This window comes from Nocardia elegans NBRC 108235 (assembly GCF_001612845.1).
Lineage (GTDB): Bacteria > Actinomycetota > Actinomycetes > Mycobacteriales > Mycobacteriaceae > Nocardia > Nocardia nova.
Window position 1 is genome coordinate 144,176 of record NZ_BDBF01000015.1, and the last position, 23,798, is coordinate 167,973.

22 protein-coding genes are annotated in these 23,798 nt (G+C 69.7%); 11 read left to right on the forward strand and 11 right to left on the reverse strand.

Annotated elements, in window-relative coordinates; genetic code table 11:
• Positions 1-16: 16 nt before the first annotated feature.
• The 5 genes from NE2_RS13030 to NE2_RS13050 all read right to left on the reverse strand — a co-directional run bounded on the left by NE2_RS13030 (position 17) and on the right by NE2_RS13050 (position 3,350).
• Positions 17-661: a response regulator gene (locus tag NE2_RS13030; protein ID WP_030516389.1), complete on the reverse strand. Its 645-nt coding sequence runs from the start codon at positions 659-661 to the stop codon at positions 17-19.
• 99 nt (positions 662-760) lie between these two features.
• Positions 761-1,222 carry a DUF2267 domain-containing protein gene (locus NE2_RS13035; RefSeq protein ID WP_063026160.1) on the reverse strand — a complete coding sequence of 154 codons (462 nt, stop codon included), beginning with the start codon at positions 1,220-1,222 and terminating at the stop codon, positions 761-763.
• Positions 1,206-1,715 carry a pyridoxamine 5'-phosphate oxidase family protein gene (locus NE2_RS13040; RefSeq protein WP_267888183.1) on the reverse strand — a complete coding sequence of 170 codons (510 nt, stop codon included), beginning with the start codon at positions 1,713-1,715 and terminating at the stop codon, positions 1,206-1,208. Before NE2_RS13040 ends, NE2_RS13035 begins: the two co-directional genes overlap by 17 nt.
• Before the next feature lie 103 nt (positions 1,716-1,818).
• The gene (locus tag NE2_RS13045) at positions 1,819-2,640 is read right to left on the reverse strand and encodes a sigma 54 modulation/S30EA ribosomal C-terminal domain-containing protein (RefSeq protein WP_063026161.1); all 822 of its coding nucleotides are present in this window, start codon (positions 2,638-2,640) and stop codon (positions 1,819-1,821) included.
• A 92-nt stretch (positions 2,641-2,732) separates the two neighbouring features.
• Positions 2,733-3,350, reverse strand: a complete 618-nt coding sequence (locus NE2_RS13050) for a mycothiol-dependent nitroreductase Rv2466c family protein (protein WP_063026195.1) — start codon at positions 3,348-3,350, stop codon at positions 2,733-2,735.
• 130 nt (positions 3,351-3,480) lie between these two features.
• Between NE2_RS13050 and NE2_RS13055 the strand changes: the two genes are divergently transcribed.
• The 4 genes from NE2_RS13055 to NE2_RS13070 all read left to right on the forward strand — a co-directional run bounded on the left by NE2_RS13055 (position 3,481) and on the right by NE2_RS13070 (position 6,694).
• Positions 3,481-5,634: an MMPL family transporter gene (locus NE2_RS13055; protein ID WP_063026162.1), complete on the forward strand. Its 2,154-nt coding sequence runs from the start codon at positions 3,481-3,483 to the stop codon at positions 5,632-5,634.
• A gap of 67 nt (positions 5,635-5,701) precedes the next feature.
• A complete protein-coding gene (locus tag NE2_RS13060; RefSeq protein ID WP_030516394.1) occupies positions 5,702-5,971 on the forward strand; it encodes a metal-sensitive transcriptional regulator in 270 nt (89 codons plus the stop codon).
• Positions 5,972-6,007: 36 nt separating this feature from the next.
• Positions 6,008-6,250, forward strand: a complete 243-nt coding sequence (locus NE2_RS13065; protein ID WP_063026163.1) for a YgaP family membrane protein — start codon at positions 6,008-6,010, stop codon at positions 6,248-6,250.
• Between the two features lie 39 nt (positions 6,251-6,289).
• Positions 6,290-6,694, forward strand: a complete 405-nt coding sequence (locus NE2_RS13070) for a DUF302 domain-containing protein (RefSeq protein ID WP_063026164.1) — start codon at positions 6,290-6,292, stop codon at positions 6,692-6,694.
• 63 nt (positions 6,695-6,757) lie between these two features.
• On the opposite strand, the gene NE2_RS13075 is transcribed toward NE2_RS13070, so the two are convergent.
• Positions 6,758-7,540 carry a GAF domain-containing protein gene (locus NE2_RS13075; protein ID WP_084494004.1) on the reverse strand — a complete coding sequence of 261 codons (783 nt, stop codon included), beginning with the start codon at positions 7,538-7,540 and terminating at the stop codon, positions 6,758-6,760.
• On the reverse strand, positions 7,537-8,238 hold the full coding sequence (locus NE2_RS13080; RefSeq protein WP_063026166.1) for a GAF and ANTAR domain-containing protein: 702 nt from the start codon (positions 8,236-8,238) through the stop codon (positions 7,537-7,539). The genes NE2_RS13075 and NE2_RS13080 overlap by 4 nt, the downstream gene beginning before the upstream one ends.
• A 242-nt stretch (positions 8,239-8,480) precedes the next feature.
• On the opposite strand from NE2_RS13080, the gene NE2_RS13085 reads away from it, so the two are divergent.
• Positions 8,481-9,728 carry an APC family permease gene (locus NE2_RS13085; RefSeq protein ID WP_063026167.1) on the forward strand — a complete coding sequence of 416 codons (1,248 nt, stop codon included), beginning with the start codon at positions 8,481-8,483 and terminating at the stop codon, positions 9,726-9,728.
• A 6-nt stretch (positions 9,729-9,734) separates the two neighbouring features.
• On the opposite strand, the gene NE2_RS13090 is transcribed toward NE2_RS13085, so the two are convergent.
• The 4 genes from NE2_RS13090 to NE2_RS13105 form a co-directional block, all read right to left on the reverse strand.
• Positions 9,735-10,724: an Acg family FMN-binding oxidoreductase gene (locus NE2_RS13090; protein WP_063026168.1), complete on the reverse strand. Its 990-nt coding sequence runs from the start codon at positions 10,722-10,724 to the stop codon at positions 9,735-9,737.
• An 82-nt stretch (positions 10,725-10,806) separates the two neighbouring features.
• Positions 10,807-13,128, reverse strand: coding sequence for a phosphoenolpyruvate synthase (gene ppsA, locus NE2_RS13095; RefSeq protein ID WP_063026169.1), 2,322 nt, complete (start codon positions 13,126-13,128; stop codon positions 10,807-10,809).
• 103 nt (positions 13,129-13,231) lie between these two features.
• Positions 13,232-15,262, reverse strand: coding sequence for an erythromycin esterase family protein (locus NE2_RS13100; protein WP_174553935.1), 2,031 nt, complete (start codon positions 15,260-15,262; stop codon positions 13,232-13,234).
• Positions 15,259-16,467 (reverse strand): site-2 protease family protein, encoded by a 1,209-nt coding sequence (locus tag NE2_RS13105; protein ID WP_084494005.1) that lies wholly within the window; start codon positions 16,465-16,467, stop codon positions 15,259-15,261. The genes NE2_RS13100 and NE2_RS13105 overlap by 4 nt, the downstream gene beginning before the upstream one ends.
• A gap of 493 nt (positions 16,468-16,960) precedes the next feature.
• Between NE2_RS13105 and NE2_RS13110 the strand changes: the two genes are divergently transcribed.
• The 6 genes from NE2_RS13110 to NE2_RS13135 form a co-directional block, all read left to right on the forward strand.
• Positions 16,961-17,212, forward strand: coding sequence for an SHOCT domain-containing protein (locus NE2_RS13110; protein WP_030516404.1), 252 nt, complete (start codon positions 16,961-16,963; stop codon positions 17,210-17,212).
• A gap of 53 nt (positions 17,213-17,265) precedes the next feature.
• Complete coding sequence (locus NE2_RS13115; protein WP_063026170.1) at positions 17,266-19,311, forward strand: NAD(+) synthase; 2,046 nt, start codon at positions 17,266-17,268, stop codon at positions 19,309-19,311.
• Between the two features lie 129 nt (positions 19,312-19,440).
• Positions 19,441-21,255 carry an acetate--CoA ligase gene (gene acsA / locus NE2_RS13120; protein WP_063026171.1) on the forward strand — a complete coding sequence of 605 codons (1,815 nt, stop codon included), beginning with the start codon at positions 19,441-19,443 and terminating at the stop codon, positions 21,253-21,255.
• Positions 21,252-22,274 (forward strand): pyruvate dehydrogenase (acetyl-transferring) E1 component subunit alpha, encoded by a 1,023-nt coding sequence (pdhA, locus tag NE2_RS13125; RefSeq protein WP_218018602.1) that lies wholly within the window; start codon positions 21,252-21,254, stop codon positions 22,272-22,274. The genes acsA and pdhA overlap by 4 nt, the downstream gene beginning before the upstream one ends.
• Complete coding sequence (locus NE2_RS13130) at positions 22,271-23,239, forward strand: alpha-ketoacid dehydrogenase subunit beta (protein WP_063026172.1); 969 nt, start codon at positions 22,271-22,273, stop codon at positions 23,237-23,239. The genes pdhA and NE2_RS13130 overlap by 4 nt, the downstream gene beginning before the upstream one ends.
• A gap of 1 nt (position 23,240) precedes the next feature.
• Positions 23,241-23,798 (forward strand): biotin/lipoyl-containing protein (locus NE2_RS13135; protein ID WP_157110935.1); only part of this gene is annotated, 558 nt, incomplete at its 3' end.

Consider the following 23,798-nt stretch of genomic DNA (forward strand, 5'->3'; position numbering starts at 1 on the left):
TCACCGGCCCCACCGGCTACTCCGCCGGAGTCCTCGAATGCAGTTTGGTGGCGTAGACGGCCGCCTGGGTGCGCCGCTGCATACCGAGTTTGGCCAGCAGCCGCGAGACGTAGTTCTTGACGGTCTTCTCGGCGAGGAACATGCGGTCGGCGATCTCGCGATTGGTGAGTCCCTCGCCGAGCAGATCGAGCAATTTGCGTTCCTGCTCGGTCAGCGTCGCCAGCGGACCGTCGGGCTCGGTGCCGTGGCGCAGCTGCTCCATCAATGCGGCGGCGGCGCGGTTGTCCAGCAGTGATTTACCGGCGCCGACGTCCTTCACCGCGCGGGCCAGTTCCATGCCCTTGATGTCCTTGACCACATAACCGCTGGCACCGGCCAGGATCGCATCGAGCATCGCGTGCTCGTCGGTGAAGGAGGTGAGGATCAGGCAGCGCAGGCCGTCGACCTTGGACAGCAGTTCCCGGCACAGCTCGATGCCGTTTCCGTCGGGAAGGCGGACATCGAGCACCGCGACATCGGGGCGCAGCGCGGGGATGCGAGCCAGTGCCTGGGACACCGATCCCGCCTCGCCGACGACCGACAACTCCGGGTCGCCGTCGAGCAGGTCACTCAGCCCGCGACGAACGATTTCGTGGTCATCGACCAGGAACACCTTGATCATGGCGAGTGCGTCCAATCGGAGTAGCAATGAATGTACTCACCATAATGGCCTGATCAGTGCCTCAGCATGGACGAAAGTCCCTTTCCTGGTTGCTGGCCCCTATACCTCGCCGGGCACTGTCGCGGCCGTCCCGTTGAGTTCGCTGCCGAGCATCACCGCGCGCAGCGGCTCGGGCACCACCGCGAGGATGTGGTCGAGGTGTCCGGGGGAGAACACATCGGACAGCGCGATCGTGACCGCGCCGATCAGCGCCACCGCCTCGTCCGCGGACACGCCCGCCTCATGGGCGAACGCGTCGACGAATGTCGCGACGTCGTGGTGCACCGGAACGTGGGCGGGCACCCAGCCCTCGTAGAAGATGCCGCGGAGCAATTCGGGCAGCTGGGCGCTGAAATGCGCGGCGACGGGGACGTCGAGGCGGTCACGCACGGTGTGCAGCCAGGCGCGCAGCGCGCGCAGCGCGAAAGTGCGGTCCTCGGTGGCCAGCCGGTCGGCGACGGTTCGCAACCACGTGTGGGCGGTGTTCAGGGCCGGAGCGAACGGATCATCGTGGTATGTCATGGTTGTCGACTTTCGGCGAGAGGGTCGGTGGCGCCGGCGGTCCCGGAGTATCCGGTGCGCCGACGAGACGGATACCGGTCACGATGGTGGGTTCGATTTCGACGACGGTATCCATGGTCGCGGCTATCCATGGTGGCAGCAGTCTCTCGTATCGCGCGACGCGGTGCGGGTCGGCGACCGGCCGCGCCAGACCGGTCACCACGACCGACCAGCCGGTGCGGGTGCCGGGGTCGATCTCGTCGGCTTCGTAGGCGACGACCACTCCGGGATCGGCTCGGATCGCCGACGTCAGCCGGGACGTGAGCCGAGTGCGTACCACGACGCGCCCGTCGGCTTCGACGAAATGGTTGACCGGGCGGATGGCCGGCAGCGCGTCGCGGGTGAAAACGACTCGGCCGTAGGCGATTCCGGCCAGCAGCCGCATCGCCTCGGCACGGTCGAGGGCGACGGTGGAGTTGGATGCGCCGTCGTCGGTGCGGTCGGGCGGAATCACGATGCGGTACCTCTCGGGAGCTGAGCATCCGGTCTGTCCATGCCACCACCGCGCGGGCGGTGCTGGTAGGGGCAAAGGTCCACCACTGCGGGGCCTTCGCGGCTCATCGCCGCGACGTGATGAATCCGTAGTGGCCGTCGTAGCGGTGGTACAACACGCAGCCGCGGTCGAGTTCGCGATCGCGGTAGAAGAGGAACGGTGAACCGCTCAGCTGCAGCCGGCTCAGGGCCTCCGCACGGTCGAGAACCGGGGCCGGGGCATCGGCGACGGTGAGCGGCAGATTCGCCGAATCGGCGGTTGCCGCGCGTTCATCGAGCCGAATCAACCGATAGTGCCCGCCTGTGGTGCGCGCGAGCACGCTTTCGGTATCCGCGCCGGACTCGGTGAACAACCAGAAGTCGTAATCCATCAGCGCCATATCGGCCGCGGCCTCCGCCGCGGTGCGGTCGAGCAGATGAAAACACTTGGTGCGCAGGATCTTCCGCTGCGTGACCGGCCGGAGATAGAGCAGTGTGGCGGCCGGCGGTTCACACCGCCGTCGCCGCGCCGCTCCACCGCCGATCGGCAGGCGCAGCCGGGCACGCGTCCGCGCCTGCAGCAGATCCACCGCATCGCGCGCCGTTGCTCCCGTCACCTGCACTCGCAACGGGCGCGCGGCGACGATGTCCGCCTGTGCCACGAACGGATTCGCCAGCGCCGACTCGCGATGGTCGGCCAGGCGGACCCGGATCGACGCCACCGGCGACGGTGCACAGCGCGCGGCGTCGCCGATGCGCCGCCGCGCGTACTCACCGAACATGCTGGGGACTCGGTCACCGAGCCGGATGTCGACGGTGGGCAGGTCGTATCCGGTGCCCTGGTCGTCGGATTCGGCGCGGCGTGTGGTGCCGCGCCGAGCGCCCGGCGCGGTGCTCGCGAAGTTCATGGTCACGCTCCTTCGCGTCGATACCACCGCATTCTCGGTGCTGTCGGACAGGGCCGAAGGTCACCGGCCCCCGGGCGTTGTGCTGCGGTACATCAGGCGTCGACGGCGGGTTCCGTGGTGTCCGGCGGCCCGGAATAGGGGCTCTGCATCGCGGCGAAGCCGGGCGTGGAGGCCACGGTGACGAGTGCGTCGAACAGCTGTTTCCCCTCCCGCGGCCCGGGAATCTCCGTCAGTACCGGACCGGAGAAGCCACGGCCGTCGATCACGACGATAGGGCTCCCGCTCCGGTCTCCGAGTGCCTGCTGGCTGTGTCGATGCGCGTCGGCGACGGACTCGTCCAGCCCGATATCCTCCGCGCCCTCGGCCAGGGTGGGGTCCATCCCGGTTCTCGTGAGCAAGGTTCGCATCGTCTCGTCGGTGATCGGTTCCCGGCGCGTATGCGCCACGGTGCCGAACTCGTGATACAGCCGGGTGAATCCCTCGACGCCGTACAGTCGCGTCGCGGCGGCGAAAACCCGCCCGATCCGCCGGGATCGCTCGATCATCGGGCGGTGATCGGCGTCTACCTCGTGCCCCTCGTTGAGTACGGCGAGACTCATCTGCCGCAGGGTGACGCGAGCGCCGGCGTCCGCGGCCGCCGTCTGCAGCCAGCGGGCGGTCACCCAGCTGAACGGGCAGACCGGGTCCACATACAGCGCGATATCCGTCATGTCGTCTCCTTTCGCATCCATTGCCGGTGTACCCGCCTGTGGGCGAGCGCACCTTTGCGTCCCAGATACCCCCTGGGGTATGTTGGCCGCTATACGAAATATACCCCCTGGGGTATCGAAGGGAGGCGTGATGACCGAATCGCAGGTCGTGTCACCGCCGGCGGCCACCACGCGGGGCTCCGGCGGAATGCTGGGCAGACTGGGGGCCGCCATGGCCGGCCACACCCGGATCGTGTTCGGGGTCTGGCTGCTGGTGCTGGTGGCGCTCGGAGCCGCGGCGCCGAGCGTGTTCAATTCCCTCGCGGGCGCCGGCTGGCAGGCCAACGGGTCGGATTCGGTGCGGGTGCGCGAGCTGGCGCAGCAGCACTTCGGCGGCAATTCGTCGGCCGCGGTGCAGGTCGTGGTGCACTCCGACACCCGGACCGTCGAAAGTCCTGAAGTGCAATCGGTGCTCGGCCGGATGACCGCGATCTTCGCCGGTGATTCCCGATTCGGCGAGGTGGTGGCGCCCCAGCCGGGGATGTCGATCAGCCCCGACGGGCACACGGGAATCCTCATCGCCGGCGCCGCGGCCTCGACCGATGACATGGTGAAGGCGGTCGATGCGCACAAGGACGCGCTGACGGCGTTGTCGGGCAACGGAATCGAGGTCTATCCCACCGGCGCGTCGGCGCTGTGGAGCGACTTCAACAAGGCCAATCACGATGCGATGCTGAAGGCCGAGATGTTCTCCTGGCCGGTGACCCTCGCCATCATGGTGGTCGCCTTCGGCTCGCTGGTGGCGGCCGGGCTGCCGTTGCTGCTCACCCTGGCCGGCTTGATCGCCTCGGCCGGTGGGCTGGTGCTGCTCAACCACGTGACGCCGATTTCGGTGTGGGCCATGAACTTCGCGATGATGTTCGCCCTGGCGCTGGGCATCGACTACGCCCTGTTCATCGTCGCCCGCTTCCGCGGCGCGCTCGCGGCGAGTTCCGATCCCCGTGCGGCGGTGGCCGAGACCATGAGCACGGCGGGTAAGGCCGTGGTGCTGTCCGGGCTGACGGTGCTGGTGAGCCTGTCGGCGGTGCTGATCGTGCCGGCTCCGGCGGTGCGGACGATGGCCGTCGGGATCATGTTCGCGGTGGCGTTCGTGCTGCTGGCGACGCTGACCCTGTTGCCGGCCGCGCTGGGCGCGCTGGGTGGCCGGATCAATGCCGGGTCGCTGCCTCGCATCGGCCGCCAGCATCACCGCTCACCGCGGTTCGCGGCCTGGGGCCGGATCCTGCACGACCGGCCGTGGCCGTTCGCGATCGCCGCACTGCTGGTCCTGGTCGCGCTCGCGATCCCGGTGACCGGATTGAAGGTCGCGATGCCGTCGATCCAGGTCGTGCCCTCGGACGCGCCGGTTCGTCAGGGTTACGAACTGGTGCAGGCACAGATGGGCGAAGGCGCTCCCGGAATGTTGCAGATCATCGCGCCCGCAACGGAATCCGGCGCGGTGGCGAACGCCGCCTCGGCGGTCGACGGCATCGCGATGGTCACTCCGCCGCAATTGGCCCGCGACGGAAGCGGACTGGCGATGATGCAGGCGCTGCCGAACGTCGACCCCTCCGACGCGCGGATGACCACGATCCTCGATCACCTGCGAGACCGGCTGCCGGCCGGAGCGCTGGTGGGCGGTGCGCCCGCGGAGAATCTGGATCTGCAACACGCTCTGAACCACTACTTCCCGATCATCGTGGGAATCATCCTGGTGCTCGGCTTCGCCCTGCTGCTGGTGGCGTTGCAGGCTCCGCTGATCGCGGCGCTGGGCACGGTGGTGAGTCTGCTGTCGACGGCCGCGGCGTTCGGAGTGGCGAAACTGATCTTCCAGGACGGGCACGGGGCCGGCCTGCTCGGTTTCACCCCGCAGGGATTCCTCGACGGCTGGGGTCCGGTGTTCTTCTTCGCGATGATCTTCGCCATCGCGATGGACTACACGGTCTTCCTGCTGGCGACGGCGAAGGAGCATTACGAGCGCTCCGGCGATCCGAGTCACGCTCTGGTGGACGGACTGGCCCACTCCGGCCGGGTGATCTTCGCGGCCGCGGCGGTCATGGTGGCGGTGTTCTTCACCTTCTCGCTCGCCGATCCGCTGCCGCCCAAGGAGATGGGCATCATCCTCGGTGTGGCCGTGTTGCTGGACGCCGTCGCGGTGCGACTGGTGCTGCTGCCGGTCCTGCTGCGGCTGACCGGGCATGGTGCCTGGGCATCGCCGCGGTGGTTGCGCCGGATGCTGCCGTCGATCAGCTTCGCGCATGACTGACGCCACAACCCTCCAGCATACCCCCAGGGGTATGCTGGAGGGGTAGGCGACGAGAGGACGGACAGCCATGGTCGGCAACGAGGAAACGATCGCACAGGTACTCAACCGGTTGCGCCGCGCCCAGGGGCAACTGGGCGGTGTGATCGCCATGATCGAGCAGGGACGCGACTGCAAGGACGTCGTCACCCAGCTCGCGGCCGTGTCGCGGGCCCTGGACCGGGCCGGATTCAAGATCGTCGCGACCGGCCTGCGCGAATGCCTCACCGGCGAGAGCGCCGACGGCGCCGAACCGATGAGCGAAGCCGAACTCGAGAAACTGTTTCTCGCCCTCGCCTGAAAAGCGAAGGCGCCCAACCTATCCGGAAGTGAACGCATGCCGAACCTACCTCGCCACGAAGGCTGGTCCATCGCCCGCGTCGTCCCGCTGCTGGCCGGCACCATCGTGCTGATCAGTGTGGTCGCGGCCGCGGCATGGTCGGGCTGGTGGCTCGTTCTCACCGGGTTCGTCGGCGCGAATCTGCTGCTGTACGGCGTTGCGGGCTGGTGCCCGGCGACCCTGCTGCTACGGCGGCTGGGCCTGCCGGCCACGGCCGGTTGCGCCGTCTCGCGGACCTGACCCGGTTCACCACCCCCATCGAAAGGAAAGCGGGCGATCATGAATCTGGCGATTTCCACCACGCTGCACACCGACCGGTTCGACGAGGCCGTGGAACGGACGCGGGCCGCACTGGCCGAGCAGGGTTTCGGAGTGCTGACCGAGATCGATATGGCCGCGACCCTCAAGGCCAAACTCGGCGAAGACATGGAGGACTACCGCATCCTCGGAGCGTGCAACCCGCCGCTGGCGCATCGCGCGGTCGGCGTCGACCGCCGCATCGGATTGTTGTTGCCCTGCAACGTGATCGTGCGGCGCGACCCCGACGACGCGGGCGCCGTCATCGTGGAAGCGATGGATCCCGAGGTCATGGTGCAGGTCACCGGCGATTCGGAATTGGAACCGATCGCGACCGAGGCCGCCGCGAAACTCCGCGGCGCCATCGACGCTCTCACCCGGGCCTGACGGCGTCTGCCCGGTGACCGCGGCCGCGGCGGCACCCACTGCCGCGGTCCAATCCGGAGAACGTCAGAGTGACCGGTCCAGAGCGGACCAGTCGAAGGTCCCGTCCGTGATGCTGCGAGACAGCGTGGTCGGCACCATTCCGCTGTCGCGGGCGTGTGCCTGGAGCAGTGCGTCGGCACGGTCGGTATCGGTATCCAGCCGTCCGGCCGCCATGCCGACGGCATGTTCGTGCCGGACGCGGTCGTCGAAGGCGGCGAGGACGCGGCCGGCCAGCATGTCCGACCGTGCCTCGTCGCTGTCCTGGCACAGCGACAGCGTCGTCAGATCGGCCACCGTCTGCACCACGGCGCGGTGGTCGCCGCCGAATTCGGTCGGCGCGTCGTAGAACAGCGCCAGACTGCCGACCGCACGGGTTCCCAGCACCATGGGGGCCGCGCATATCGCGTGGTATCCGAGGGCGAGCGCGTCACGCGTGAGGGCAGGCCAGGTGTTGTCGTCGCTGTCGTTCTCGACTTCGGCCACCTCCATGGTGGCCATGCTTCGGCTCCAGGGGCCGCGGCCGGCGTGATTCTCGAGGAGCCGAACGAGATCTCTGTGCTCGCCGCGTGCCGTGACGACCCGTACGACGCCGCGTGAATCCACCCCGATCACAGCGATGGCGGCGGCGTTCAAGACCTCGGAACACAGGTGGGTGACCATCGGAAGCGTGTCCGCGAACCTGGCATCGCGAACGAGGTCGGCGGTGAGCCGCGCCAGCGGACGGACCAGCGGTTCCGGCACCGCGGTCTGCTCGGTCGCGGCCGTTGGTTCAGGATCTCGTCCAGGGGTCTGGGGGTCACCGGTCATTCGCTCGCTCCGTCGAGGTCGACGCGTCGTTCCAGGACACTTCGCGCCACGTCGAGCAGAGGACTGTTCGTGGCGAAGGCGAACGCCCGCAGGCGCAGAAATGCCTCGTCCAGGGGAATGCCCATTCGCGCGGCGACCATTCCTGTCGCCACATTCACGTCCGGATGTGTGGTTGCGACCGGCACAGCTTCCGGCTCCGGCGTGACGAGACCCTCGAGCAGGGTGTAACTGATCAGATCGGCGAGCAACGTCGCGTCGATCTCGGCGCGCGTCGGCATGTCGCCGGGCTCGAACCGATACAGATCGAGGGCACCGATCCGGATGCCGCCGACCCGGAGAGGTAAGGCGGCGACCGCGCACAACCCCAGACGAGCTACCTCGTTCGCATACATCGGCCACCGCTCGAAATCTCTCGTCCCGGCGCTCGCCCGCACGGTGTCACCGGTGGCGAACGCCGTGAAACCGGGGCCTTCTCCGAGAACCATCTGGACGTCCTCGATCTGTTCGGCGCCCGAATCGCTGCACCCGATCACCTCGACGATCGCACCGGCCGAATGCAACGCGAGCGCGACCGAATCGACCCCCGCCAGCACGTCACGACATGCCACACAGACTCGATATCCCCAATCGTCGGCGCAGCGTGGGCGGACGATCGCGGCCACCGCCGCCTCCAGCCGGCCCATCGAGCGCTCGTCCACTGGTACTTCCTGGCTCCCCATCACACTGTTCGCGCCGGCGGATCGACGTGCCGACGAATCGAGGTTTTCCGGTTCGGCGTGCGCCGACCGTGCCTCTGCACCCGAGACTAGTCACCCGGCGCCGCGGTGCCGACCGTTCTCCGGCGCCGGTTCCCTTTCGGTGACCCAAGGCTCCGTTTCGACGACGGCCGCCCGGGACCAAGGACACTTCTTCCGCGGTGACGTCCGTTATCTTCGAGCTCATGAATCTCGAGACGCGGACGCCGACCGGCCTGCGCCGCCGGCTCGGTCTCGGCGACGCGGTGGTGATCGGGCTCGGTTCGATGATCGGGGCGGGTATCTTCGCCGCGCTCGGCCCGGCCGCCGCCGCGGCCGGATCGGGATTGCTGATCGGCCTGGCGATCGCGGCCGTCGTCGCCTACTGCAACGCCACCTCCTCGGCGCGGCTGGCCGCGCGCTATCCCGCCTCCGGCGGAACCTACGTCTACGGCCGGGAACGCCTGGGGGAGTTCTGGGGTTATCTCGCCGGCTGGGGCTTCGTCGTCGGTAAGACCGCCTCGTGCGCGGCGATGGCACTCACGGTCGGTGCCTACGCCTGGCCCGATCATGCGCACGCGGTGGCCGTCGCGGCGGTTGTGGCGCTCACCGCGGTGAACTATCGGGGCGTGCAGAAGTCGGCGTTACTGACCCGGATCGTCGTCGCGCTGGTGCTGGCCGTGCTGGCCGCGGTCGTCGTCGCGGCCGGTGCCGGCTCCGCCGGCCGGTTGGCAATCGGATCCGACACCTCGGTGCGGGGGATCCTGCAGGCCGCCGGACTGTTGTTTTTCGCCTTCGCCGGCTACGCCCGTATCGCCACTCTCGGTGCGGAGGTCCGCGACCCCGCCCGCGTCATTCCGCGTGCGATCCCGCTGGCTCTGGGTATCACCCTGGTCGTGTACGCGGTGGTCGCCGTCGCGGCGCTGCTGGTGCTCGGCCCGCACGAATTGGCCTCGGCCACAGCGCCGCTGGCCGATACGGTGCGCGCGGCGGGCCGGCCCGAGCTGGTGCCCGTGGTGCGCGCCGGGGCGGCCGTCGCCGCGCTCGGCTCACTGCTGGCATTGATCCTCGGGGTCTCGCGCACCACCTTCGCCATGGCCCGGGACCGGCATCTGCCGCATCGGCTGGCCGCGGTGCATCCGCGTTTCGCCGTCCCGCACCGAGCCGAACTGGCGGTCGGCGCGGTCGTGGCCGTGATCGCCGCGACCGCCGATATCCGCGGCGCGATCGGGTTCTCGTCCTTCGCGGTGCTCGGCTACTACGCCGTCGCCAATGCCTCGGCCTGGACGCTGACCTCGGCGGAAGGCAGACCGCCGCGTGTGGTTCCGGCGGTCGGCGCCGCCGGCTGCGCGGTGCTGGCCTGCACCCTCCCGCTCACATCGGTGATCTGGGGTGCGGTCGTGCTGGCGATCGGTGCGGCGATCTACCTCGCGCGCCGGTCTCGCGTGCGGTAGCGCCGCTCAGCCGGCGCCGTCGGTGACGCGCAGGATCTCGTGCAGCGGCAGTCGCGGCGTCGGTTCCGGGTGCGGTTGATTCTCCGGAGCCCGCCCGACGCGAATCAGTACCTGTGGGAAGGCATTCCGGCCGATCAGCCGCGTGACGATGCTGCGACTGCGCGGAACCTCCGTGAGATGGGTGAGCGGACAGGTGGCGTAGCCGGCGAGGGTGCATTCGAGCAGGACGGTGGACAGCACCCGGCCGCATGCCAGCCATTCGGCGGGGCTGTCGCCGTAGGTCGACAGCGCGAGGATCTTCGACCGGTCGGCGCGCACCTCGGTGCGGCGCGGTTCGCCGGTGACCGTGGGCAACCTCCGCCCGACGTCGACGCGTCCGCGTTCCTCGTCGCTCACCAGCGCGTCGCGGGGGACGCCGGTATCTGCCACCACATGCCCTGTCCACCAATGCAATTCGGCGTGATAGTCGGCGTCGTAGCGGCGCACCGAGGCGGTCAGCTCCGAGGCCCGGGCCAGTTCCGCGCGGCTGTCGTCGGGCAGGACGTCGACGATGGCGTCCTCGGGGTCGAACACCGTGCGCAGGACTGTCTCGAACGGCTCCCAGCCCTCCGGTTCGTCGAACGGGAGCCGGTCGGTGTACCGGCGAGCCATGGCGTCGACGCGTTCGCGGTCACCGTCGGTGATGTACGGCGAGGGCTCGAAGCGCACATCGGCGAGGTGGGTGCGGTCGTTGGGGTTCGGGAAGGTCGCCACGATCGTGCGCCACCCCTGGGCGGCCATCGCCGCGCGCAGGTGGTCGAGCACGATGCCGCAGCTGATCACGAGCTGTCGGCCGGTGCTGTCCGTGGTCGGCAACATGCGCTCGTGCACGCTGAACAGCCGCAGCTGCGCACCGTCGAACGTCCACCGCCACGGCTGGCTGTTGTGCAGCGACGGCGCACGGCCGGCCATCCGGACCGCTGTCTCGACGACGTCGCGTGTGGGCACTGTGTTCATATGTCGACGGTAGGTTCGCGCCGCGCGTGGCGGAGGGGCCGTTGGTCCCGAGGTACCGCGACCATGGTCCGCGCCACCGGCCTCACGGCTGCCGGCCCTCGCCACCGTGCACGCACCGTTCGAGCAGCAGCCGGCGCTCGGCGGCGGCCACCGTGCGGCGGGCGTTGCGGACCGCGTCCGGGGTGACCGAAATCGAGGTGATCCCCGCCGCGACGAGATGTTCGGCGAACTCGGGCCGGGTGGACGGGGCCTGCCCGCACAGCGACGACGTGATGCCCAGTTCGCGTGCGGAGGTGACGATGCGCCGGATGGCGTGCAGGACGGCCGGATCCGATTCGTCGAACAGTTCGGCGCATTCCTCGGAATCGCGGTCCACACCCAGGATCAGCTGGGTGAGATCGTTGCTCCCGATCGACACCCCGTCGATCCCGAGCCGCACGTATTCGGGCAGCCAGTGCACGACCGACGGCACCTCGGCCATGATCCACCGGTGCATGCTCCGGTCGTGGCCCAGCGGCGAGGCGTCCACCAGTTCCAGGCACGCGGCCAGCTCCCAGCGCGTGCGCACGAACGGGATCATCAGATGCAGATTCGGGGTGTATTCGCGCACGCGTGCCAGCGCCGCCAGTTCGAGCCGGAACACGTCCGGTTCGTGGACATAGCGGTAGCAGCCGCGGTAGCCGATCATCGGGTTGCGTTCGTTCGGCTCGAAACCCTCGCCGCCGGTGAGCGTGCGAAATTCGTTGCTGCGCAGGTCCGTCGCGCGGTAGACGACCGGCCGCGGGGCGAAGGCCACGGCGATGCGCCGCAGGGATTCGGCCAGGGTGGAGACGAACTCGTTCTCGTCGCCGGCGGCGATCACCGCGCGGGGATGGCGGCCGCCCAGCGCGCGCGTCAAGAGGGTTTCGGCGCGCAGCAGACCGACGCCGTCGACATCGGAATCGGCGACGCGCTCGGCGATTTCGGGCAGGGCGAGATTGACATAGATCTTCGTTCCGGTGGTTTCGGTCACCGAAACCGCCGCCGGCGCGGTGGTGGCCGCGGAGACGGCCGCTGTCGCGGCGCTCTGCTCGTCCGGGCTGTCCGCCCGAATCCGGCCGGCCTTGGCGTCCACGACGATGCGCTGACCGTCGTGCAGGGACGTGGTGGCGGTCCGCGCGCCGACGATGCAGGGGATGCCCAGTTCGCGGGCCACGATCGCGGCGTGACAGGTCATGCCGCCGCTGTCGGTGACCAAGGCCGCCGCCCGCGAAATGGTCGGCAGCCAGTCCGGATTCGTCATCGGCGCGACCAGGACCTCGCCGTCGCGCAATGCCGATCCCTCGGCGGGTGAGTGCAGGATGCGCACGGCGCCGCGAGCTCGTCCGGGAGCCGCCGGCAGGCCCTGCAGCAACACGGCGGCAGGTGCTGTTTCCGTTGTCGCCGAGGGCAATTCGTCGGGCAGAGTAGTGATCGGCCGCGACTGCACCAGCCACAGCCGCTGGTCGTCGAAGGCCCACTCGACATCCTGCGGACTGCCGTAGTGCTGCTGGACCTCGAGCGCCAGGCGCGCGACCGCGGTGGCCTCGTCGGTGGTCAGTACCGGCCGATGCGCTTCGTCGTCCGGGATGTCGACTCGCCGGTCACCGTCCTCGCCGGCGAAGATCGCGAAACTTTGCGCGCCTCTGCGGGATTCCGTCAGCGTCGGGCCGTCCGCCGCGAACACGTAGGTGTCGGGCTCGACCGCACCGGATACCACCACCTCGCCCTGTCCGCGCGCGGCGTCGATGACGACGCGGTCGCGCCTGCCGGTGGTCGGGTCGGCGGTGAACGCCACGCCGGCGCACCGGACGGTCACCATCTGCTGCACGACCACCGCCATCTCCGGCCGCCGGTTCATGCCGCGGCGGGCGCGGTAGGTGAGAACGCGCGGAGTGAACAGGGAGGCCCAGCATTGCCGGACCGCCTCGAGCAGTTCGGCGTCGCCGCGAATATTGGTGCGCGAGAGGTTCATTCCGGCGAAGGAGGAATCGGCGCTGTCCTCGCCGACCGCCGAGGACCGGACCGCCACGCGTACGCGGTCGCCGAGCCGGTGGTAGGCGTCGACGATCGCCTCCTCGATAACGCCGTCGATCCGGGTCTCGTGTACCAGGTCGCGCATGCGCGAACACAGTCGGTCGAGCTCGCCGCGGCCCGCGTCGTCGGTGGCGACGGCGCTGCGCAGCGCCTCGGCATGCAGCGAGTCGAGCTCGGACCCGTGCGGCCCGTCGGCGACGGCGGTCTCGTAGGTCGATCGCAGGATCACGAATCCTGGCGGCACCGGGAGTTTGGCGGCGACCATCTCACCGAGATTGGCCCCCTTCCCGCCCACCTGGCCGTCATCGCTGAGCCGAATATCGTTCAGACTTGCCACATAATCGCCCATCACGGCTCCGATCTGCTGGAAGTGTCTCGATGCCCAGACTCGCGCGTCGCGGCGGCCGGGAACATGGCCGAAGGTCCTCGATCCGGACGCCCACCGCCCCGGATCACAGACCGCTGGGGTAGGTGTCCGGTGTGCTCGCGGCGGTCCATCGATGTGACGGTTCCAGCGGCCGCAGGGCGGTGGTCCGGTCGATGTGGATGATCGCGTCGTAGCGGTCGGCCGGCCGCGAGTGGAAGTAGTGGCTGTGCCGCTCGGTGGTCGGCTGATAGATGACGCCGATGGCGCGTTCGAGCCGCGGGTCGCGCAGCAGTTCGGTGGCGGCGTCGGCGGTATCGGTGCGGATCAGGAAGCTGTCGCGCCCGGTGTCGTGCAGCAGCTCTTCGACGCTGCTGCGCAGGGCCGGGCGGACGTCCTTGCACTCGGCCTCGCCGTCCCATTCACTCGCCGCGGTCACGGTGCCGTGGCTGGTGGTGAAACCGATGGTGCGGCAATCGTTTCCGTGGCGTTCGCGCACGAGCTGTCCCAGTGACAGTTGGCCCTCGGCGCCCATTTCCGTCGCGCGGGCGTCACCGATATGGGAATTGTGCGCCCAGACCACCACTCGCGCGGGAGTGCCGTCGCGCCCGAGGTGGCCGGCCAGCTCGTCGAGGGTGTCGGCCATGTGTTCGTCGCGCAGGTTCCACGACGATATCCGATCGCCGAACATCGCCCGGTAGTAGGCCTCGGCATTGCGGACCGTCCACGCGTTGCGCAACGCGTCGAACGAGGCCTCGCCGTCGCCGGCCTGTCGATGCGCCGCGGCGTTGCGTTGCAGGTCGACCAGCTGGCGCACCACCTCGGCCTGACACGAGTGGCCCGCACCGAAGGCGGCGCCGAACCCGTAGGCCTGCCCGTCGTGGTCGCTGGTGCGATCGAAACAGGCGTAACGGTGCTCGGCGCGCTGCGCCGCGTCGGGATCGACCTGCCACAGATAGTCGATCACGTGCCGCATCGAACGGTGCATGCTGTACAGGTCGAGCCCGTAGAACCCGGCCTGCGGCGCGCCGATCCGGCGCTGATAGTCGTTGTGCAGCCGCAACCAGCCCACGAAATCGCGGACCACGGTATTGCGCCACATCCAGGTGGGGAAGCGTTCGAACCCGCGCAGCGCGAGCGTCGGGGAGGAGTGGTCGATGCCGCGGACGAAGCGGTCGACGAGGTAGGCATCGGGCCAGTCGGCCTCGGCGGCGACCGCGGTGAACCCCTTCTCCGAGATGAGCCAGCGCGTGATGGCCGCGCGGGCGGCATAGAACTCGTGGGTGCCGTGCGAGCTCTCGCCGATCAGGACGAACCTGGCATCGCCGATGAGCTCGTCCAGTACGTGGTGCGGCGGCACGCCTTCGGGAGCCTCGATCGCGGCGGCATCGATCACGGCGGCGGGATCGATGAGGGTGGCGGAATCGGTACCGGTGGCCGCCGCGTCGACGGTCGGCGTCGTCAGCAACTGCCGCACCTCGTCGTCACCGACCTGGGTGAAATCCCAGAACGACTCGCCGACCGCGAGGAACGGCGACGGCATGGTGGCACAGACCATCTCGTCCACCAGCGCGTCGAACTCCCGGCAGGTCGATTCGGGGGCGGCCGGCACCGCGACCACGATGCGGTCGGGCTCACCCGCGCGAATCGCTTCCACCGCCGCGAACATGGTGGCTCCGGTCGCCAGACCGTCGTCGACGAGGATCACCGTGCGGCCCGCGATCGGCGCCGGCGGCCGGTCATCGCGATAGGCGCGTTCCCGCCGCGCCAGCTCCGCCGCCTCTTCTCGTGCGACGGATCGGATCTGTTCGGCGGTCACGTGCAGTCCGCGGATCGCATCGTCGTTGACGACGATCCGGCCGTCGGGTGCGAGGGCGCCGATGGCGAATTCCGGATGTCCCGGCGCCCCGAGTTTGCGGACGACGAGCGTGTCCAGCGGCGCGTGCAGGGCGGCGGCGACCTCCCAGGCCACCGGTACCCCACCGCGCGCGAGGCCGAGGACGACGAGACCGGAGTGGTCGCGGTAGTGCTCGAGTAGTCCGGCCAGCACACGACCGGCCTCGCGGCGGTCGCGGAAGATCGGCTGTGAGGAATCACGCAGGACAGGTGCTGCCGTCATGGCTGTGTCCTCCGGGAGTGAGTAGTGGTGACCGGCGGATGGGATGTGGGCGCGGTTCCCGGTCTCGCGGCGGCGCTGCCGGCGGGCAGGCCGAGCGCGGATCGGTCGCAGGCGGTCGCCAGATCGGTGGCGGTGACGACGCCGGTCAGCCGGCCGGCCGGGTCGACCACCGTGATCGCATCGAGTTTGGGACGCAGCACGACTCGGGTGGCGACATCGGCGAGCAGATCGTCCTGTCCGACGATCGCGGCTGTCCGTAACGGACGTGCGACCGAGCGCAGAAAGGTCGTGTCGCGAGCCGGTACGGCGGTCGTCGTGAGATCCGACCAGGCGACGACACCGATCGGATGGCCGAGGGCGTCGACGACCGGAAATATGCTGTGCCCGGTCTGCGGGGCGCTGGAGGCCAGCAGCTGGGTGATCGTCCAATCGCCCGGCACCGCCATCGGATTCGCGGTCATGACCTCGCGAACCGTGGTGTTGCCCAGCCGATGCCGCAGCCCCGCTGCCGCGAGTTCGCTGTTGGCGGCGGTCTGCAGGAACCAGCCCAGCAGCATCAGCCACAGCCCGCCGAACTGGCGGAACACGATGATGTCGACGGCACCCAGCACGACGAGCACGGTGCCGAGCAACCGGCCGCCGCGCGCGGCCACGGTGGTGGCACGCAGCCGGTCGCCGGTCCGCCACCAGACCACGGCCCGCACCACCCGGCCGCCGTCGAGCGGCGCGCCGGGCAGCAGATTGAACAGTCCCAGAACGATATTCGTGGCCGCCAACCAGGCGAGCGCCGCGGTGACGGCGCTGTCGGGCCGCCCGCTGTCCACGGCCACGGCGACGGCCGCGAACAGTCCGCCGAGCACCAGACTCGTCGCCGGACCGGCGATCGCGATCCGGAAATCGCTGCGCGCGTCGGGTGGTTCGTCGCCGAGTTCGGACGCCCCGCCCAGCAGCCACAGCACGATGCGCTCGACCCGTACCCCGTGGCGCCGGGCGACGATCGAATGGGCCAGTTCGTGCGCGGTCAGGGAGGCGAACAGGGTCACCGCGGCGAGCGCCGCAACCGACCAGGTGAAGGCCGGGCTGCCGCTGCCGCGCAGCTGCACGCCGAGCAGCCAGACGAACAGCGCCACGGTGACCAGCACCGACCAGTGCGCGCCGATGCGGATACCCGCCACCCGGCCCAAAGGGATTGTCTCGTGCAACATCCGGCCACCTCGCTCCCGGTGTCATCACACCGGCCCGCAGAACATTTCGGTCGTCGCGCGCCCGCCCGGGCCACGCGCCGAGGCGCGTCGATGCGTCGAACCGGCGATCGGCGCGCCTACCGCCAGTCTGTGCCGGTGCCGGGCCCTGGGGGAGGGGCGAGATTCCCGGCCTCCCGGGACCAATGTCCCTCGGGGACGCCGAGCACATCCGGGCCGGCGCCGACGTTCCGGCGTGGGGACCGACGGCCGGTCGATGAGGTCTTTCGCCCCTGCCACCGGCCGGTCGCGTCGATCAGGCTGGATCGCGGACGCGGAAGTGAACCCGCGCCCGGAGGAGATGATCGAGATGGATATGCAATCGCCGATGATGCAAGCAATGCACGCCGTGATGATGTGGCTGGCCCAGATGGGGATTTGCCCGATGCCGATGCCGATGTGATCCGGTCGGGTCCGAGGAGAACGCAGATCCGTCGATGGAGTGAGGAATACGGCGATGATGATGTGGTACGGCACCGGCCTGGGCGGTTGGGGTTACGGGTTGATGTTCGCGGGCATGGTGATCTTCTGGGTGCTGGTGGTCGTGGCGATCGTGGCCCTGCTCCGCTACGCCGGCCGGCCCGATACCGCCGCCCTCGACCGGGACGGCCGGGGTCCGTCCCCGCAACAGATCCTCGCCGAGCGCTTCGCCCGTGGTGAGATAGACGACGAGGAATACACCCGTCGAATGCGGACGCTCGGTCCCTAGCCGGCCCCGGCGCCGGACGCCGGCCCGGCGGCCGTGGATTGCAGGAGGCTGCCGTGGCGCGCGAGTTACCGTTCCGATCGCTGTACCGGCACGGATTCGTGCGCGTGGGCGTCGCCGTGCCCGCGATGCGGGTCGCCGATCCCGAGTACAACGCCGAGCAGACACTGCTGCTGGCGCGGCGGGCCGCCGCCGATTCCGTGGTGCTCACGCTGTTTCCGGAACTCGGCCTCTCCGGCTACTCCGCCGAGGACCTGTTCCACCAGGAGGCGCTCGACGACGCGGTGCGAGCCGCTGTGGACCGCGTGGTCGCCGAGAGCGCGGACATCGACAGCGTGCTGATCGTCGGGGCTCCGCTGCGGGTGCGGGAGCGACTGTTCAACTGCGCGTTGATCATCGACCGCGGCCGCGTCCTGGGGGTCGTGCCGAAGAGCTACCTGCCGAATTTCCAGGAGTTCTACGAGAAGCGGCAGTTCTCCGCGGCCCGCGACGCCGTCGACGACCACACCATCGTCGCCGGGCAGCGGGTGCCCTTCGGCGCCGACCTGCTGTTCGAGGCGGTGAATCTGCCCGGATTGGTGCTGGCGGTCGAGATCTGCCAGGACGCGTGGGTTCCGTTGCCGCCCAACATTTTCGCGGCGCTGGCCGGCGCCACGGTGCTGACGAATCTGTCGGCGAGCAATATCGTCGTCGGCAAGGCGGACTACCGCAGGGAACTGTGTGTGTCGACCTCGGCCCGCAATATCGCGGCCTATCTGTACACCGCGGCCGGGCAGGGCGAGTCCACCACGGATATGGCGTGGGACGGTCAGGCGCTGATCTGCGAGAACGGCAACCTGCTGGCCGAAAGTGAGCGCTTCGCCGCCGAACCGCAACTGATCACCGCGGATATCGACCTGCAGCGGCTGGCCGCGGATCGGCTGCGGCTCAACAGTTTCACCGACAACGGTCACGATCACCTCGAGCGGGTCACCCGCTTCCGGCGGCTCGAATTCGAGGCGCCGATCCCGGACGGCGCACCACCGCTGCGTCGTGAGGTCCCGCGCTTTCCCTACGTCCCGGCCGATCCCGGCAGCCGCAACGTGCGCTGTGCCGAAGTCCACCACATCCAGGTCGCCGGGCTCGCCACGCGGCTGGCCGCCACCGGATCCCAGCACCTCGTGATCGGGGTGTCCGGCGGCCTCGATTCCACTCTCGCGCTCATCGTCGCGGCGCAGACCATGGACCGGCTGGGCCTGCCGCGGTCGAATGTGCTCGCCTACACCATGCCCGGCTTCGCCACGAGCACGCGGACGCTGGAGAACGCGCGCCGGCTGATGCGCGCCGTCGGAGCGAGCGCCGGCGAGATCGATATCCGGCCGTCGGCGACGCAGATGCTGCGCGATCTCGGTCATCCGGCGGCCGACGGCGCGCCCGTCTACGACATCACCTACGAGAACGTGCAGGCCGGGGAGCGCACCTCGCATCTGTTCCGCCTGGCGAACATGCATCACGGCATGGTCGTCGGGACCGGGGACCTGAGCGAATTGGCCTTGGGCTGGTGCACTTTCGGCGTCGGCGACCATATGTCGCACTACAGCGTGAACGCCTCGGTGCCCAAAACGCTGATCAAATATCTGATCGCGTGGACCGCCGACCGCGGTGAGCTCGGCCCGGAGGCGAGTGCCGTGCTGCACTCGGTCCTGGAGACCGAGATCTCACCGGAGTTGGTTCCCGGCGCGGCGCTGCAGAGTTCCGAGGCCACCGTGGGCCCGTACGAGTTGCAGGACTTCCACCTCTATCACCTGCTGCGGTTCGGATTCCGGCCCAGCCGCATCGCCTATCTCGCCGAGCACGCCTGGGGTGACCGCACCCGGGGCGGCTGGCCGGACCTGATCCCCGAGGATCAGCGTCACGAATACGACCTCGCCACGATCAAGCACTGGCTGGCCGAATTCCTGCGCCGCTTCGTGCAGACCAGCCAGTTCAAACGATCGACCCTGCCGAATGCGCCCAAGGTCGGGTCCGGCGGATCGCTGTCGCCGCGCGGGGACTGGCGCGCGCCGAGCGACGCTCCGGCCGCGGCGTGGCTGGACGAACTCGCGCGCAACGTTCCCGACTGACCATGGGCCCCGGTGGCATCGCCGCGACGGATGTCATCGCCGCTAGGGTCTTTCCGCCCTCCCCGTGACCGGGCGCCGCGCCGTTGACTGGAAGTCGAGCAGACGGACGGCACGGGAGACGGAGGCGCGATGAGCCGGAACGACGCGAGCCCGTACGACGCGGACACCGCGACGCCGTCGCGATGGGCGCCGATCGAGAAGTCGGCGGCCGAGATCGCGGCCGCGACCCTTCCCGACTACGGCCGGGCGCGGCGCGACTTCACCTGGTCGGCGGCCCGCTCCGAGCTCGCCGGGCTACCGGGCGGCGGAGTCAACATCGCCGTCGAAGCCGTCGACCGGCACCTCGAGGCGCCGATCGGGCCCGCCCCGTCGTTGCGCTGGTTGCCGGTCACCGGTGGCGTGACCGAGCTCGACTGCGCGGACCTGGTCCGGCTGAGCAACAAGTTCGCCCACGTGCTGCGCGACCTCGGGGTGTATCGGGGTGAGCGGGTGTGCCTGCTGCTGGGACGCACTCCGGAGTTGTATCTCGCGTGCTTGGGCGCGTGGAAGGCCGGATGTGTCGTCTCCCCGCTGTTCTCGGCGTTCGGCCCCGAACCGGTGCGTCAGCGGCTGGACCTGGCCGAGGCGAGCACCCTGGTGACCACCGCGGCCCACTATCGCCGCAAGGTCGCCCCGATCCGCGACACACTGCCCGCACTCCGGCACGTCATCGTCGTCGACGGCGAGACCGACCTGCCCGGCGTGGTGTCCCTGCCCGCGGCAATGGCCGCCGCCGACAGCGAATTTCCCATCGTGCGAACCCAATTCGAAGACCCCGCACTCCTGCATTTCACGAGCGGAACCACCGGCCGTCCCAAGGGCGCGGTGCACGTGCACGGTGCCGTCGTGGCGCACCGGGCCACCGCGCGCGCCGCGCTGGACCTGCGCGGCGGCGACGTGTTCTGGTGCACCGCCGACCCGGGCTGGGTGACCGGCATGTCCTACGGCGTGATCGCGCCGCTGTGCCTCGGTGCCACGGTGATCAGCGACGAGGCGGAATTCGATCCGCAACGCTGGTACGACATCCTTACCGCGGAGCGGGTGTCCGTCTGGTACACCGCGCCCACCGCCCTGCGGATGCTGATGCGCCGTGGCGACGAGCTGCCGCCGAGCACGGATCTGTCATGCCTGCGCTTCGTGGCCAGCGTCGGCGAGCCGCTCAATCCCGAAGTCGTGGTGTGGGGGCAGCGGGTGCTCGGGCACCCGGTGCACGACAACTGGTGGCAGACCGAAACCGGCGCCATCATGATCGCCAATATCGCTGCGGCGCAGGTTCGTCCCGGTTCGATGGGGCGGCCACTGCCCGGCGTGGAGGCCACGATCCTGCGCCGCGGCGCAAGCGGGCGCGCGGCGATCACCGACGGCGACGTGACCGCCGCCGATACCGGGGAAGTGGGGGAGCTGGCACTGCGGGCGGGCTGGCCGTCGATGTTCCGCGGCTATCTGAACGACCCCGCTCGCTACGCGGACGCGTTCGCCGGCGGCTGGTACCTCACCGGCGATCTGGCCCGGCGCGACAGCGACGGTTACTTCTGGTTCGTCGGGCGCGCCGACGACGTCATCAAATCCGCCGGACATCTGGTCGGGCCGTTCGAGGTGGAAAGCGTTCTCATGTCACATCCCGCGGTCGCCGAGGCCGGTGTCATCGGAACCCCCGATCCGGTGGCCGGGGAGCTGGTCAAGGCATTCGTGGTGGTGCGCAAGGGCTTCCAGCCGAGTGACGACCTGCGCGACGAACTCACCGCGTTCGGCCGCCGCGCCCTGGGCGCGGTGGCTCCCAAACGTATCGACTTCGTCGACGCGCTGCCGCACACCCGCTCCGGGAAGGTGATGCGCCGGCTGTTGAAGGCCCACGAACTCGGATTGCCCGAGGGTGACGTATCGACCCTGGAGACGGTGCGATGAGCACGATCGAGACCGACGGCCACGCCCCCTCGCCGGCGGTGGCGACGCCCGGCGACGCCGCCGGAACGGATCGAAAGGCGCTGCTGCGGCAGATGATCCGGATCCGGCGCTTCGAGGAACGCTGTGTGCAGCTCTACAGCGCCGAGCGGATCCGCGGATTCCTGCACCTGTACGTCGGGGAGGAGGCGGTGGCCGCCGGACTGCTGAGCGAGATCGGCGCCGACGACGCGGTGGTCTCGACCTACCGCGAGCACGGCCACGCGCTGGCCCGCGGCATCCCCATGACCGACCTCATGGCCGAGATGTTCGGCCGCACCACCGGCTGCAGCCACGGCCGGGGCGGCTCGATGCATCTGTTCGACGCGCGGCGGCGCTTCTACGGCGGGAACGCTATCGTCGGCGGCGGACTGCCCATCGCGGTGGGCCTGGCACTGGCCGACGCCATGACCGGACGCGATCGGATCACGGTGTGCCTGTTCGGTGACGGCGCGATGGCCGAGGGCGAATTCCACGAATGCATGAACCTGGCCGCGCTGTGGCGGCTGCCCGTGCTCTTCGCCTGCGAGAACAACCGCTACGCCATGGGCACCGCGCTGGCCCGCGAACACGCCGCGACCGACCTCGCGCTGCGCGCTACGGGCTACGGCCTGGCGGCCTGGCCGGTCGACGGCATGGACGCCACCGCCGTCGCCGCCGCGACCCGGCGCGCCGTCACCTCGATCCGGGCCGGAGGCGGCCCCTGCTTCCTGGAACTGCGCACCTACCGGTTCCGGGCGCATTCGCTCTACGACGCCGATCGATATCGCGACAAGGCCGAAATCGCGCGGTGGCGCGAACGCGATCCCCTCCGGCTGCTGACCGAACGGCTGCGCGACGCGGGCGAACTGACCGACGAAGACGTGCGGCGGTACGAGGCGCAGGCCGACGAGGAACTCGACGCCGCCATCGCCGCCGCCGAGGCCGCACCGGCGGAGCCGGTGTCCGAACTGACCCGGCACGTCTACGCGGAGCGGCCATGACCACCTATCGGGAGGCGATGCGGGATGCGTTGCGCGAGGCGCTGCTTCGCGACGAACGGGTATTCCTCATGGGCGAGGATGTCGGCGCCTACGGCGGCTGCTTCGGCGTGAGCCGCGGACTGCTCGACGAATTCGGGCCCGAACGGATTCGCGATACGCCGCTGAGCGAATCGGCGTTCGTCGGCGCGGGGATCGGCGCGGCCCTGGCCGGCATGCGGCCCATCGTCGAGATCATGACCGTCAACTTCAGCCTGCTCGCGCTGGACCAGATACTCAACAACGCCGCCACGCTGCGGCACATGTCCGGCGGACAGCTCGGCGTGCCGCTGGTCATCCGGATGGCGACCGGTCCGGGCCGCCAGCTCGCCGCCCAGCACTCGCACAGCCTGGAGGCGTTCTACGCCCACATTCCCGGTCTGCGGGTGGTGTGCCCCGCCACCGTCGCCGACGCACGAGGCATGTTGTGGACCGCGTTGCAGGATCCGGACCCGGTGGTGATCTTCGAGCCGATCTCGTTGTACAACAGCGGATCCGAGCTGCCCGAGGACGCCGGTGCCGTCGATATCGACGCGGCGGCGATCCGGCGCAGCGGCACCGACGTCACTCTGGTCGCCTACGGCGCGACGGTGCCGGTGGCCCTGGCCGCCGCCGACCTCGCGGCAACCGAGGGGATCGCGGTCGACGTCGTCGATCTGCGCTCGCTGCGCCCACTGGACGAGGCGACGGTGCTGGATTCGGTACGCCGCACCCATCGCCTCGTGATCGTGGACGAAGCCTGGCGCAGTGTGAGCATCGCCGCCGAGATCGCCGCTCGCGCAGCCGAATACGCATACTACGACCTCGATGCGCCGATCGGCCGGGTATGCGGCGCCGAGGTGCCGATTCCGTACGCACGTCAACTGGAGGACGCCGCACTGCCGGACCCGTCCGGGGTGCTGGCCGCGATCCGGAAGGCGGTGGGATGACATGACGGAATTCCGGATGCCGTCGCTGGGCGCCGACATGACCGAGGGCACCGTGACGCACTGGTTCGTGCACCCCGGCGACGCGGTGAAACGCGGCGACATCGTCGCGGAGGTCGACACCACCAAGGCCGCGATCGAGATCGAATGCTTCGACGACGGTGTCATGGACGAGATCCGCGTGCCCGAGGGACGGACCGTTCCGGTGGGCGCCGTGCTGGCGACGATCACCGCCGGCGCCTCGAGCAGTGGGAACGGAAAGGTGGAGACGGTCCGAGAGGGGCGTGGCGAACCGGTGCCGTCCGTCGCGACCTCGGAATCGGCCGGACCGCCGGAATCGCGCGACCGGGCGGAATCGGTCGCGGCACCGTCGCCGGTCGCGGAACCCGCTCGGATGACACCTCTTATCCACCGGCTGGCCGAGGAGGCGGGACTGGATCCGGCGACTGTACACGGCTCCGGGCCGGGCGGCCGGGTCCTGCGCGGTGATATCGAAGCCGCTGTTGCACAGCATAATTCCGCGCCCGCGCCCGCGCCCGAGGCTGCGCCCGCACCCGCACCT

What these genes read in the sequence shown, in the direction of transcription:
- NE2_RS13050 (WP_063026195.1), bottom strand. Translation starts at nt 3,350, where the DNA reads ATGACGGATATCGCGCTGTATGTGGACCCGGTCTGCCCGTTCAGCTGG.
- NE2_RS13090 (WP_063026168.1), bottom strand. Translation starts at nt 10,724, where the DNA reads ATGAACACAGTGCCCACACGCGACGTCGTCGAGACAGCGGTCCGGATG.
- NE2_RS13085 (WP_063026167.1), top strand. Translation starts at nt 8,481, where the DNA reads ATGAATCTCGAGACGCGGACGCCGACCGGCCTGCGCCGCCGGCTCGGT.
- NE2_RS13045 (WP_063026161.1), bottom strand. Translation starts at nt 2,640, where the DNA reads ATGAACTTCGCGAGCACCGCGCCGGGCGCTCGGCGCGGCACCACACGC.
- pdhA (WP_218018602.1), top strand. Translation starts at nt 21,252, where the DNA reads ATGAGCACGATCGAGACCGACGGCCACGCCCCCTCGCCGGCGGTGGCG.
- NE2_RS13105 (WP_084494005.1), bottom strand. Translation starts at nt 16,467, where the DNA reads ATGTTGCACGAGACAATCCCTTTGGGCCGGGTGGCGGGTATCCGCATC.
- ppsA (WP_063026169.1), bottom strand. Translation starts at nt 13,128, where the DNA reads ATGGGCGATTATGTGGCAAGTCTGAACGATATTCGGCTCAGCGATGAC.
- NE2_RS13065 (WP_063026163.1), top strand. Translation starts at nt 6,008, where the DNA reads ATGCCGAACCTACCTCGCCACGAAGGCTGGTCCATCGCCCGCGTCGTC.
- NE2_RS13075 (WP_084494004.1), bottom strand. Translation starts at nt 7,540, where the DNA reads ATGACCGGTGACCCCCAGACCCCTGGACGAGATCCTGAACCAACGGCC.
- NE2_RS13110 (WP_030516404.1), top strand. Translation starts at nt 16,961, where the DNA reads ATGATGATGTGGTACGGCACCGGCCTGGGCGGTTGGGGTTACGGGTTG.
- NE2_RS13070 (WP_063026164.1), top strand. Translation starts at nt 6,290, where the DNA reads ATGAATCTGGCGATTTCCACCACGCTGCACACCGACCGGTTCGACGAG.
- NE2_RS13130 (WP_063026172.1), top strand. Translation starts at nt 22,271, where the DNA reads ATGACCACCTATCGGGAGGCGATGCGGGATGCGTTGCGCGAGGCGCTG.
- NE2_RS13055 (WP_063026162.1), top strand. Translation starts at nt 3,481, where the DNA reads ATGACCGAATCGCAGGTCGTGTCACCGCCGGCGGCCACCACGCGGGGC.
- NE2_RS13030 (WP_030516389.1), bottom strand. Translation starts at nt 661, where the DNA reads ATGATCAAGGTGTTCCTGGTCGATGACCACGAAATCGTTCGTCGCGGG.
- NE2_RS13035 (WP_063026160.1), bottom strand. Translation starts at nt 1,222, where the DNA reads ATGACATACCACGATGATCCGTTCGCTCCGGCCCTGAACACCGCCCAC.
- NE2_RS13060 (WP_030516394.1), top strand. Translation starts at nt 5,702, where the DNA reads ATGGTCGGCAACGAGGAAACGATCGCACAGGTACTCAACCGGTTGCGC.
- acsA (WP_063026171.1), top strand. Translation starts at nt 19,441, where the DNA reads ATGAGCCGGAACGACGCGAGCCCGTACGACGCGGACACCGCGACGCCG.
- NE2_RS13100 (WP_174553935.1), bottom strand. Translation starts at nt 15,262, where the DNA reads ATGACGGCAGCACCTGTCCTGCGTGATTCCTCACAGCCGATCTTCCGC.